A 9,837-nucleotide genomic window follows, 5' to 3' on the forward strand; every position below is an offset into this window, starting at 1 on the left:
AATCCTCCTAAATAAAACCTAAATGTTTACCTTGATAATACGCCCAACCCCGCTTATAGCCTCTTTCTTTGGCGAGAGCGTAGAGCTCCGCCATCGAGGTGCAGTCCTTGGGCTCCTTGTAACTGACCGTAAAATTAAACGTGTTCCGGATCTCCTCGAGATCCGCATCCACTACTTTCATAGGCTTGGCCTCGGGTTCAAATCCCGCACCGCAATAGGGGCACTCCGCCGTCCCTGCAGGCACCGTCGCAAAACAGTTTTTGCACATTTTAACCTGCGGACTTCCCCCGCCCTCCTGCGTTTTGACCTCGCCTTTAAGGCTCCACGCCCTCTCCGTGTCCGGGAAGCCGTGCCGCTCCACATTGCCGACGTGGTCGATGATCTTGCTGATCTTGCCGGGCCGATACCGCATCCCCCGCATGGATTGTTGGATAAAGAGGGAGAGGGATGCCGTCGGCCGTAGCATAATCACCGTGGAGCAGTCCGGCACGTCAAAGCCCTCGCCGATTAAATCTACATTGCAAAGTACGCGGATCTTTTGATCCCTAAAATCGGCGATGATCTCGTCCCGCTCCGCTTTCGGCGTCTTGGCGTCGATGTGCGCCGCCGGGATTCCCGATTCCTTAAACGCCGACATAGCTTCCATGCTCGCCTCCACGCTGTGGCAGTAGCAGATCGCTTGCTCACCGTCGGCCAATCGCTCGTACTGTTTAACGGCGTCGCCGTAAATGATACGTGCGTTTTGTTTAAAGGCATCGTCGATAGACTTGCTCGTAAACTCGCCGCTCCGCTTTTTGAGGTGACTTAAATCCATGCTCGGCGGAGCAAAATACCTATACGGGCTCAGATAATGATTTTTAATCAGCCACTCCACACTCGGCCCCATGACCAACTTGTCGTTCACTTCCCCGAGCCCTGCTCCATTGAGCCGTATCGGCGTCGCCGTAAAGCCGAGCCGAGGCACATCCTCGTAAAAGTCATAAATCTTTCGGTAAGTCGTGGCGAGCGCATGGTGATTTTCGTCGGTGATAATCAATGCCGGGGGCGGCGTTTTATCCAGTCGACGCACAATAGTTTGCACCATGCCCACCGTAGCGAGATCCATGTCCACCTCCGAGCGTTTAAAGGTGGCGGTGATCTGATCTTTTAACTCTTTCCTGTGGACTAAAAACAAAACTCTATTCCCCTTGTCCGTCGCCTGCTTAGCGATGTGGGCAATCACTACACTCTTTCCGCTTCCGCACGGGGACACGACGCATGGCGCCTTTAGCCCCTGCCGGTACGCTCCCCGGACTTCCTCAACTATTTTTTGTTGGTAGGGGTACAAGTTCATTCTGTTTGGCCCCCTTTCGGTCATCGAGTTGATTTTTTGCATAGGTGGAGTTGGACGCCTCGAGGACAAAACCCCGCTCACTCTCTTTAGAGATCATCATCTTTCCAACCACATCGCAAAGCCCGAGGACATTGTTTAAAATCTTGCCGTTTAATTGCGGATAGGTTCGATTCCACTTTTGTCCGGAGGCATCCACATACTCATCGGTGGTCTCCCACGCCGTCCATATGACTCGCTTGCCCAGTTGCTTTAAATAGCGGAGACTGTCCACCATCTTAAATTGCATATACTGATAATCGCCCATAGCCGGCACGCCTCGATTCTTCCCTTGGCGACCTAAATCCGCCAAAAAGCACCGCTCGAGCTCGGAGACATTGTCAACTGCGATAGTGTCGTAAGCCGATAAATCCATCTTGCCCAGTTCCGTAAGCGTTTCCGTCCACGAATCCCACGTGTGGACATTGTCGATCTCAATTACGTCGATATTTTCCGATCCTTTAAGTACGTGAGACGTGCGATCCACATCCAGTAGTAAAGTCTTGCCGGGCAAATACTTGATGGTCGTCGTCTTGCCCATGCCCGGAGGCCCGTAAATAAGGTAAGTCCCCTTAATCTCACCGAAGTCTTTGGCCGATTTAATGTTTAGCGCCATGGAATTCCTCCTCCCAAAATTGATCAAACAACTCGCCGATCTCTTCTAAAAGAGCGGGCTTGCGCTTCTTAGCGTCCTCGCCCAACTCAATTTGATCGTTGTAACGCCGCAAATCCTCTAGCCTCATACTTAATAATTCCGCCGTCGACGGATCGTCACTTCTTCTCATGTCCTTCCCCCTTATCTCAACCTAATGGATTTCTCGCGGATAATCTCCGCGCCTTCCGTAATCACGCCGTTTTCGATGGCCTTTTTGATTTCCGTCTTCATAGGCTTGCGTTCAATCTTCCAATAGTCGTCGGGAATCAGGCTCTCGTCGAGAATATTCACGCTCGGCGCATTGGCCTGGATGCTCCACTTAAAGATCCCCGACGAAACCCTATCCTTGCCTATGGCTTCCAGATTCCTTTGCACATAGCCCTTAATATCCGCGATGCGATTCTTCACCGCCATCTTCCGCGCCTTGAGCCGCTTTTCCTCGGCTTCCAGCCCGTCCGCCTCCGCTTCCAGATTGCGGATCACCTTTGCCGTCGATTCCAACTTCTCTTCCAATGCCGCATCTACGGCATCCATGGCCGTCGCAACAGCCACGTCATCATCGACATTTTCCAAATTCTCGTAAATTTCTGCGATATCATAAAGTTTCATTATGCTTCGACCTCCATAAAATTTTTCAATTCTTCAATCATATTTTCTTGTCGCTTTATAAGTTTCGGGAGATCTTCTTCCGCCTGTTTTCCTCTCTCAATCGCTTGCACCGAGTATTCGATATTTTCTGCATTGCGTGCTATCCTTTCAGTAAGATCTTTTAATTTTAATTGTTCTTGCAAAGTTCTCATTTCATGACTCCTTTTGTGATATAATCTAGTCAGATATTTTTTCTTAATCCTGCGATGGTTGACGCCGTCGCGGGATTTTTTTGTTTTCCAGCCGTTTTATTGCTTCGTGGTGTTGCCAATAAAGCGCACCTACTTTTGTAATCTCCGAAGCACCGAAAAAATGAGATTTCCTCATATTCAAGTGAACGCTACGTTCGACGGCATATAAATTTTCCTTTTCAAAATTAAAATTATTCCCGTCGAGATGGAGTACAATTTCGTTCTTTTTGAGCGGTCGATAGTAACGCTCGTAAAGTACGTGCGATTTTAATTTCCAGTTATCACGCACTTTCGTCGTTCCGTCGTTTGAGTAATCATTGCTTACCTTTACGACTACGACGCCATTTTTCACTCTTTCTGTACCAATGGGTAGACACAAATTTCGACGAACACGTTCTGTTGTAAAGCTACCGTTATTCACTCCGCGCTTAATTCCAAGCACCTTACTGCACCTAGTCGTAACGCCTTGTTCCGTAAAATCAGTTCCAAACTCCATGTTTAGAGCGGAAGTTAATTTTTTATAAGACATTTTGGATATGTTCTCTCTCAAAAAATCATCCATTTCAGGCGTATATTTTTTTACAAAAAGATTATTTTTGTTTTTCCTCATATCCGATCAACTCCATAGTTTTTGGTAAAAATTTACCTTCGCTAATGGCTTTCTCGCTCCTAAAGATAATGTTTGCATTCGATATCATTTGCTTTGCCACAATGGATATGTTTTGCGCATTTCGTATCTCCTCGACCTTTCTTGATTCGTCCAAATTTTCATTTGTGATCTTTTCAATGCTCTCGCCTAGAATGTCTTGTAATTTCAATAAATTCATAATCTCTCCTTTTTCAATGTAAAGTTAAAACGGGTATTCTCCCCGATCTTTGCTATACTGCACCGCCCAATTTGCTTTTTTATCTAACTGCGTAACGCATACATTTTCCGCCGTCGCATCGCCAATCGGGCAAAACAGCATCGTGAGAATAACCGTCAGCCCGATGATCACGGCGATCGCCACCTGCCGACGCTCCCGGTACTTTCTTTCCATGTACATTTTTGTATACGGTCTTTTCATCTCGTTCCTCCTTTCTCTAGCCACTCGTCGAGCCATTCTTTTTTAAAAAGCCTCACGCTCCCATTTAACGCAAACCTGATCTCGCCGATCCTTGCGAGCTGTTGTAGCGTGTCATAACCGATACACAGATACTCCGCCGCTTCCTTCGGCCTAAAAACCTCTTTCGGAGTTTTTATCATCTCGATGATTTGGTCCAGTTTCTCATCGATTCTTAAATCTTCCATATCACGCCTCCTTATTTGCTATAATCACCTCGGAAGGAGGTGAAATAATGACTATCGATTTTCAAAAAATTTACGATCAAACTATAAAAGAAATTACGCATCAGAACCCAAAAGATGATTCAGCTATCGGTCTCATGAACCTCATTGGGGAAACTGCGGCGGATGCATGCCTTATAATGCTGAAGAACTATCACGACGCGCTTCAGCAAGAGACTCATAAAGAGCATCCATAAACTTCTCCCTGTCAACTAATAACGACTTATCAGCGAGCGGCTCCGTATTTTGAGCAATGATACGGAGCAGCTTTTTTATTTCTCTTAATTCGTTAAGCATTTCTTCCATCGGGTACCTCCTTTATATGTTGATTATCCGCAACTTATGCCGCAAAAAAAATTTCTTTCGTTTGCTCATCGCTTAAATTTAGGATATCTCGCATCTGTACAACCTCATTTAATGTAATCCTTGTCTCTCCACTCAACTTTTTGTACATATTAGCAGGCGTATAGCCCAACTGATCAGCTAGCCATTCAATATTATGACCGCTTTTAATCAATACAGATTTTAAAGCATTGCTATTAATCATCGTTTCACCTCCTCATTTTATTGAGTATCCTCAACTAGCCTTAGTATATATTCCTTGTTTCTTTTTGTCAACTTATTTTTCAAATTTTTCTTTTATCCGTTGACTTTTTTCAATTTCTCCTATAATATATAGTTACAAGGAGGGGAAAGGAATGAACATTGGAGAACTCATAAGAGACAAACGTAAATATTTAGAGCTCTCTCAGCAAGAACTCGCGGATAAAATAGGTGTTAGCAAGTCGGCCATTTCTCGATATGAAAGTGGCACCATTGGCAACATGGGCTTAGATAAAGCGCAGGCTCTGGTCAACGCTTTAAACCTCGACCCTCTTGTGCTGTTAGGTTTTGTCGGATTTGACGGGAGCGAGCTAAAACCCGTCGATCTCTCCACAGCCGTGAAAATCCCCGTCGTCGGGAGCATCCCTGCCGGCACACCTGTGGAGGCCATCGAGGACGTCGTCGACTATATCGACATCCCTGAGGATTGGGTAAAAGGCGATGCGGGATTTATCGGCTTGGATGTAAAAGGTGACTCTATGTATCCCGTGATGCTCGATGGTGATCGAGTGGTGATCCGTCTGCAACCCTCCGCCGAAACAGGCGATATATGCGCATGTTACGTCAACGGTTACGACGCCACCCTTAAGAGAGTCTCCATCTCCCCCACATCCATCACCTTAAAGCCGGAGAATCCGGGCTATCCGCCTAAGACCTACACTCACCCCGGCGAAGTTACCATCGTTGGTAAAGTGGTTGAGATAAGACGCAAAGTGTAGATTTGATTTTAGAAAGGAGATAGTGATGGTATTTGATATAGTTTTAGGAATTGCTGCTTTTATTCCGGGGCTAAATTTTGTCGTCGGATTAATACTACTACTTAGATTATTTAAATATAGAACAGTAAAAAAAGAATTGGCCGCTAAACTTAAAAACATCGAAGACATCGAAGCTGAGATAGCAAAACTACAAAATGAATATGAGGAAAAAACCTCCTCACTTGAAAATGAATATACTCATAAGAAAACAGAACTAGAGAACAAATATAATGAATTGCAAGCATCCAAAGATAAATCACTCAAGCAAACAGAAAAAAATATAGAAAAGCTGAAAAATGATTTAGCAGAACTAAAGAAAGAATATAGAGAACTACAATCAAGCGTCATTTATGAGTATGACAATACGAAAGATTATTCCGACGTGACGAGCGAAGAAATTAAAAATGAATTGGCAATGCTAAAGCTGAAAGAAAAAGATCTGATTAAAGAGAGAAAAGCTTTTAAAGCGAAAAGTATTGACTCTGACAAAGTCCGCAATGCCCGGTTTAGACAAATAACAAAATGCTTCTCCGCCGAAACGACCGACATTTTGAATAAATTAACGCTGGCTAATGCCGACAAGTCCCGTGATCGAATTATAAAATCTTTTGAAACGGTGAATAAAGCATTCGACGTGGACGGCGTACAACTGGACAAAAATATCCTTGAGTTAAAGCTTGACGAACTTGCCATCAATAACGAGCTGACAAAAAAACTTGAACAAGAGAAAATCATTCGGCAAGAACAGAGGGAAATGCTTAAAGAGGAAGAAAAAGTACGCCGTGAAATTGAACGTGAAAAAGCAAAGATCGAAAAGGAAGAAAAGCAATTTAACGGTGAAATCAACAAATTGATGGCCTATATGCAAAAATCAGAAAGTGATGTTGAAAAGCAGTTGTATATAGACAAAATCAAAGAACTCGAAGATAAGCTCTCCTTATTAGAAGAAGATAAAAAACACGTCTTTGACCGGGAGCAAAATACACGCGCCGGATATGTTTATGTTATATCCAACATCGGAAGTTTTGGAAAAAACATATACAAGATTGGCGTAACTCGACGCTTGGAGCCGATGGACAGAATCAAAGAATTAAGCAGTGCATCCGTGCCATTTAGTTTTGATGTTCATGCCATGATCTTCTCCGACGATGCACCGGGATTAGAAAATTTACTGCATACTCACTTTAGAGATCAAGCTGTAAACAAAATAAACCCAAGAAAAGAATTCTTCAACGTGAATCTAGAAGAGGTGAAAAAACTGGTGTTAGAGCACCACAACAACACTGTGAACTTTACCATGGAACCCGAAGCCTACGAATATAAAGAAAGTTTAAAAGCATAAAAAAAGCGCCCTCCCCCGTCTGGACACGGGAAAGGGCATGGATTGAGGCGTGATATGATAGACCTACAATCGCAACCATATTATATCACAGCCTCCGAAACGAAAGGAGGCATTTTTTATGTCATGGAGAAAGATAGGGAAAAACAAGTACAAGATGGAAGTCGAACGGCAAGTCGACGGGGAAAGAAAAAGAAAATCAGTAACTTATAATACCAATTTAAAAGGGCGGGACCTCAATCGCTTTATGCAGGCGAGGGAGAACGAAATTTATGATCGACTCGGAGAACCGGAAGAAACAGTCGATTATAGCGAGATCACTTACCGTCAATTTGTCGATGTCTTTTTGTCCCATATTGATGTGGAGGCTCGGACTGTCCACTTTTATAAAGACTTTTTGATGGGTCGCACTATGGAACGCTTTGGCGATAAAAAAATCAAAGACATAAAAAAGGTCCATATCGTCGACTACATGAAACACCTAAAAAAAGTAATCTCTAAGAAAACGGGTGAGCCTTTATCGCCAAAAACTATAAAACACTATAGGGACTGCCTCAGAGCCCTCTTTAACTACGCCGAGGATCTAAAAATTATAAGTGAGACACCCGTGCATAATATTAAAATCAATCCCGTACCCAATCAAGTGCAGGGAAGATACTACGAGCCCGATCAACTGGATAAGGTGATGGAGGCACTCCAAGATAAAGGCGATTTTAAATATTATGTCTTTTTTGTTCTGCAACTTTACACCGGATGCCGTCCATCTGAGATTTACGGCTTAATGTGGGACAAAATCGACTTTGATCGCAGTATGATTACCATCGATCAAGCCCTTGTTCTAAGCCGGGAATCCGTTGGATACGTCTTAAAGCCCACAAAAACATGCGATACCCGGACAAAGCCGTTGCCCGGAAGTTTACTCCAACTACTCGAGCGGCTAAAAAGCGAAAGCCTCGGCGTTACTAATTATGTATTTACCAACTCCAAAGGCAATCATCTTGTCCAAGATGCTTTTAGAAAATACCTGAAAAAGTTTTGCAGCAAGCACGATCTACCTTATATCCCGCCTTATGGTATCCGGCACACCACCGGGACCATATTAGCGGCTAAAGGGATCCCAGTCGCCAACGTTGCAAAGCAACTCGGCCACGCCTCGACGCAAACCACCTCAAAATATATCCACGCCACACGATCTGTGGACGAAGAGGCGGAAAACATACTGGCCGAAATCGCCAAACCGAAACTAAAACTCGTTAAATAAAAAATCGGGATAAAAATCGGGATGTCGGGGAGTAATCAGCAGTAACCACACGTAACTATACAATAAGCAAAAATAAAAAACGGCTTGATTGCAACGCTAGAAGCAATCAGCCGTTATCATAATTGGTCGAGATGACAGGATTTGAACCTGCGACCCCATGTCCCCCAGACATGTACGCTACCAAACTGCGCCACATCTCGACGTCAACAAATAGATTATAACAAGTTTGTAAAATCTTTGCAACTCCTTTAGTAAAATTTTTTAGAAAGGGTATGAAGAGTACACGTAAGCACTTAAATAGTGTACAATTATATAATATTGCAAAATTAGAAGGAGGCTATATGACACAACGAGTTGATGGGGAAGCAATTTTACATTTGCTCGCCCAAAATGAACAGGAAGTAGCCAAGGTATATCGTCATATTGCAGAAGATGCTAAAATGGGCGATATTTACTTTGAAAATATGGCGAAAGACGAGGACAACCATCATAAAGCCTATATGAAACTGGCCGAACAGGCAAAAGCCGATGGCGGTTGGGTCGTCGACGCCGACGAATATGATTTTTTCCGTCTGCGTTTAGAGCGCAGTTTGCTCGCCAAACCGGAAGAGCTTTTGGAAAAGGCGAAAAAGATCCGCGACAAGATGGAAATGTTCGAACTTGCCGAGCGCATCGAACGTGAAACTGTGGAAATCGTACGGGAATTGCAAGATATTATCCCCCGATTCGCCCCGGAAGAATTAAAGATTATCGAAAGAGAAGAAAAAGCCCATCTTAAGAAGGTAACCGAACGGATTCGCGATAATATGCTTAATGTGCGAGGCATGTAAGCGCAAGAAAAGAGCGTCCCGGATTTAGATTATTCCCATAAGCTAGACTTAATCGAGTAAGCAATTCGCTTGCTCGATTTTGTTGTGCACTTTAGCATGAACGGAACCCCCGGTCTAACCGGGGGTTTTCTAATGCAAACAAACCACCGGCTAATCTCTCTTACGCAACTATATAACGAGAAAGACGGGGCATAGTCATTACGCCCCGTCTTTCTCGTTATACTAATCAAAATATCTAATTTTTGTTAAAGGTAAAATTCTATAGCTAACTTTGCCTACTACATTCTTAAAAGGCACTTCGCCAAAAGTCCTACTGTCAATACTTCCTCCAGGATGTCTATTATCGCCAACTACAAACAGTTCATCTTCCGAAATAATATGAGATGTGGCTAAATGAATTGCCTCGGTGTACATACCATCTTCGATGTACGATTCATTCAAAGGTGTGCCGTTAATGTATATTTTACCTTCTTCTATGCTTATCTCGTCACCCGGCAAGGCTATTACTCTCTTAATATATAATTTTTTATTGTTTTTGAGTGGAGGAGAGAAAATAATAATGTCCCCCCTCGTGTATTCTTCAGGATTGAGAATACCCTCATATTTTTTGACAATTAATAAGTCCCCATGTTCAAAGGTAGGATACATAGAGCTTCCATCAACACGAGAGGTCTGAAAAATAAAGGTTCTGATAAATAAGGCCAATAAGAAAGCGACTCCTATAGTTAAAGCCCACTCTCGTATACTTCTGAGTTTATCAGTGTTTTTAGCAGCACGAAATATTTTTTTCATTATTTGTCATCCCACCATAGTCTCTTATGTGACCCATCGTACATGAAGCATATTGAAAAATCAA

The 9,837-nt window shown here is 43.5% G+C and carries 16 protein-coding genes and 1 tRNA gene; 4 read left to right on the forward strand and 13 right to left on the reverse strand.

The features are described 5' to 3' along the window. Positions 1-7: 7 nt before the first annotated feature. From PEPTYR26121_RS05350 to PEPTYR26121_RS05400, 11 genes are all read right to left on the reverse strand, one after another. Positions 8-1,333 (reverse strand): DEAD/DEAH box helicase, encoded by a 1,326-nt coding sequence (locus PEPTYR26121_RS05350; RefSeq protein WP_180499997.1) that lies wholly within the window; start codon positions 1,331-1,333, stop codon positions 8-10. Next, complete coding sequence (locus PEPTYR26121_RS05355; RefSeq protein WP_180499999.1) at positions 1,299-1,985, reverse strand: AAA family ATPase; 687 nt, start codon at positions 1,983-1,985, stop codon at positions 1,299-1,301. Before PEPTYR26121_RS05355 ends, PEPTYR26121_RS05350 begins: the two co-directional genes overlap by 35 nt. Continuing rightward, a complete protein-coding gene (locus PEPTYR26121_RS05360; RefSeq protein WP_180500001.1) occupies positions 1,969-2,154 on the reverse strand; it encodes a hypothetical protein in 186 nt (61 codons plus the stop codon). The genes PEPTYR26121_RS05355 and PEPTYR26121_RS05360 overlap by 17 nt, the downstream gene beginning before the upstream one ends. Positions 2,155-2,165: 11 nt before the next feature. Further along, positions 2,166-2,633, reverse strand: a complete 468-nt coding sequence (locus PEPTYR26121_RS05365; RefSeq protein WP_180500003.1) for a siphovirus Gp157 family protein — start codon at positions 2,631-2,633, stop codon at positions 2,166-2,168. Next, on the reverse strand, positions 2,633-2,824 hold the full coding sequence (locus PEPTYR26121_RS05370) for a hypothetical protein (RefSeq protein WP_180500005.1): 192 nt from the start codon (positions 2,822-2,824) through the stop codon (positions 2,633-2,635). The genes PEPTYR26121_RS05365 and PEPTYR26121_RS05370 overlap by 1 nt, the downstream gene beginning before the upstream one ends. A gap of 43 nt (positions 2,825-2,867) precedes the next feature. Then, positions 2,868-3,473 carry an HNH endonuclease family protein gene (locus PEPTYR26121_RS05375; protein WP_180500007.1) on the reverse strand — a complete coding sequence of 202 codons (606 nt, stop codon included), beginning with the start codon at positions 3,471-3,473 and terminating at the stop codon, positions 2,868-2,870. Next, entirely contained in the window at positions 3,454-3,690 is a 237-nt protein-coding gene (locus tag PEPTYR26121_RS05380; RefSeq protein ID WP_180500009.1) for a hypothetical protein, read from the reverse strand. Before PEPTYR26121_RS05380 ends, PEPTYR26121_RS05375 begins: the two co-directional genes overlap by 20 nt. Positions 3,691-3,714: 24 nt before the next feature. Next, positions 3,715-3,930, reverse strand: coding sequence for a hypothetical protein (locus PEPTYR26121_RS05385; protein ID WP_180500024.1), 216 nt, complete (start codon positions 3,928-3,930; stop codon positions 3,715-3,717). Further along, positions 3,927-4,154 carry an excisionase family DNA-binding protein gene (locus PEPTYR26121_RS05390; RefSeq protein ID WP_180500025.1) on the reverse strand — a complete coding sequence of 76 codons (228 nt, stop codon included), beginning with the start codon at positions 4,152-4,154 and terminating at the stop codon, positions 3,927-3,929. Before PEPTYR26121_RS05390 ends, PEPTYR26121_RS05385 begins: the two co-directional genes overlap by 4 nt. 171 nt (positions 4,155-4,325) lie before the next feature. Next, positions 4,326-4,496, reverse strand: a complete 171-nt coding sequence (locus PEPTYR26121_RS05395; RefSeq protein WP_180500027.1) for a hypothetical protein — start codon at positions 4,494-4,496, stop codon at positions 4,326-4,328. Between the two features lie 34 nt (positions 4,497-4,530). After that, complete coding sequence (locus PEPTYR26121_RS05400; RefSeq protein ID WP_180500029.1) at positions 4,531-4,737, reverse strand: hypothetical protein; 207 nt, start codon at positions 4,735-4,737, stop codon at positions 4,531-4,533. 151 nt (positions 4,738-4,888) lie between these two features. Here PEPTYR26121_RS05400 and PEPTYR26121_RS05405 point away from each other — a divergent pair, with 151 nt between their 5' ends. The 3 genes from PEPTYR26121_RS05405 to PEPTYR26121_RS05415 all read left to right on the forward strand — a co-directional run bounded on the left by PEPTYR26121_RS05405 (position 4,889) and on the right by PEPTYR26121_RS05415 (position 8,151). After that, a complete protein-coding gene (locus tag PEPTYR26121_RS05405; RefSeq protein ID WP_180500031.1) occupies positions 4,889-5,512 on the forward strand; it encodes a LexA family protein in 624 nt (207 codons plus the stop codon). Positions 5,513-5,537: 25 nt separating this feature from the next. After that, on the forward strand, positions 5,538-6,893 hold the full coding sequence (locus PEPTYR26121_RS05410) for a GIY-YIG nuclease family protein (RefSeq protein ID WP_180500033.1): 1,356 nt from the start codon (positions 5,538-5,540) through the stop codon (positions 6,891-6,893). 118 nt (positions 6,894-7,011) lie between these two features. Next, complete coding sequence (locus tag PEPTYR26121_RS05415) at positions 7,012-8,151, forward strand: tyrosine-type recombinase/integrase (protein WP_180500035.1); 1,140 nt, start codon at positions 7,012-7,014, stop codon at positions 8,149-8,151. Between the two features lie 123 nt (positions 8,152-8,274). Here PEPTYR26121_RS05415 and PEPTYR26121_RS05420 read toward each other — a convergent pair. Continuing rightward, positions 8,275-8,351, reverse strand: a tRNA-Pro gene (locus PEPTYR26121_RS05420). A gap of 141 nt (positions 8,352-8,492) precedes the next feature. Between PEPTYR26121_RS05420 and PEPTYR26121_RS05425 the strand changes: the two genes are divergently transcribed. Beyond that, on the forward strand, positions 8,493-8,981 hold the full coding sequence (locus tag PEPTYR26121_RS05425) for a ferritin family protein (protein ID WP_180500037.1): 489 nt from the start codon (positions 8,493-8,495) through the stop codon (positions 8,979-8,981). A 222-nt stretch (positions 8,982-9,203) separates the two neighbouring features. On the opposite strand, the gene lepB is transcribed toward PEPTYR26121_RS05425, so the two are convergent. Then, complete coding sequence (gene lepB / locus PEPTYR26121_RS05430; protein ID WP_180500039.1) at positions 9,204-9,773, reverse strand: signal peptidase I; 570 nt, start codon at positions 9,771-9,773, stop codon at positions 9,204-9,206. Positions 9,774-9,837 lie beyond the last annotated feature (64 nt).

It is taken from the genome of Aedoeadaptatus nemausensis (assembly GCF_903819165.1).
Taxonomy (GTDB): domain Bacteria; phylum Bacillota; class Clostridia; order Tissierellales; family Peptoniphilaceae; genus Aedoeadaptatus; species Aedoeadaptatus nemausensis.

Excerpts from the sequence above, each read along its gene's own strand:
- PEPTYR26121_RS05350 (WP_180499997.1), bottom strand. The coding sequence starts at position 1,333 with ATGAACTTGTACCCCTACCAACAAAAAATAGTTGAGGAAGTCCGGGGA.
- PEPTYR26121_RS05355 (WP_180499999.1), bottom strand. The coding sequence starts at position 1,985 with ATGGCGCTAAACATTAAATCGGCCAAAGACTTCGGTGAGATTAAGGGG.
- PEPTYR26121_RS05360 (WP_180500001.1), bottom strand. The coding sequence starts at position 2,154 with ATGAGAAGAAGTGACGATCCGTCGACGGCGGAATTATTAAGTATGAGG.
- PEPTYR26121_RS05365 (WP_180500003.1), bottom strand. The coding sequence starts at position 2,633 with ATGAAACTTTATGATATCGCAGAAATTTACGAGAATTTGGAAAATGTC.
- PEPTYR26121_RS05370 (WP_180500005.1), bottom strand. The coding sequence starts at position 2,824 with ATGAGAACTTTGCAAGAACAATTAAAATTAAAAGATCTTACTGAAAGG.
- PEPTYR26121_RS05375 (WP_180500007.1), bottom strand. The coding sequence starts at position 3,473 with ATGAGGAAAAACAAAAATAATCTTTTTGTAAAAAAATATACGCCTGAA.
- PEPTYR26121_RS05380 (WP_180500009.1), bottom strand. The coding sequence starts at position 3,690 with ATGAATTTATTGAAATTACAAGACATTCTAGGCGAGAGCATTGAAAAG.
- PEPTYR26121_RS05385 (WP_180500024.1), bottom strand. The coding sequence starts at position 3,930 with ATGAAAAGACCGTATACAAAAATGTACATGGAAAGAAAGTACCGGGAG.
- PEPTYR26121_RS05390 (WP_180500025.1), bottom strand. The coding sequence starts at position 4,154 with ATGGAAGATTTAAGAATCGATGAGAAACTGGACCAAATCATCGAGATG.
- PEPTYR26121_RS05395 (WP_180500027.1), bottom strand. The coding sequence starts at position 4,496 with ATGGAAGAAATGCTTAACGAATTAAGAGAAATAAAAAAGCTGCTCCGT.
- PEPTYR26121_RS05400 (WP_180500029.1), bottom strand. The coding sequence starts at position 4,737 with ATGATTAATAGCAATGCTTTAAAATCTGTATTGATTAAAAGCGGTCAT.
- PEPTYR26121_RS05405 (WP_180500031.1), top strand. The coding sequence starts at position 4,889 with ATGAACATTGGAGAACTCATAAGAGACAAACGTAAATATTTAGAGCTC.
- PEPTYR26121_RS05410 (WP_180500033.1), top strand. The coding sequence starts at position 5,538 with ATGGTATTTGATATAGTTTTAGGAATTGCTGCTTTTATTCCGGGGCTA.
- PEPTYR26121_RS05415 (WP_180500035.1), top strand. The coding sequence starts at position 7,012 with ATGTCATGGAGAAAGATAGGGAAAAACAAGTACAAGATGGAAGTCGAA.
- PEPTYR26121_RS05425 (WP_180500037.1), top strand. The coding sequence starts at position 8,493 with ATGACACAACGAGTTGATGGGGAAGCAATTTTACATTTGCTCGCCCAA.
- lepB (WP_180500039.1), bottom strand. The coding sequence starts at position 9,773 with ATGAAAAAAATATTTCGTGCTGCTAAAAACACTGATAAACTCAGAAGT.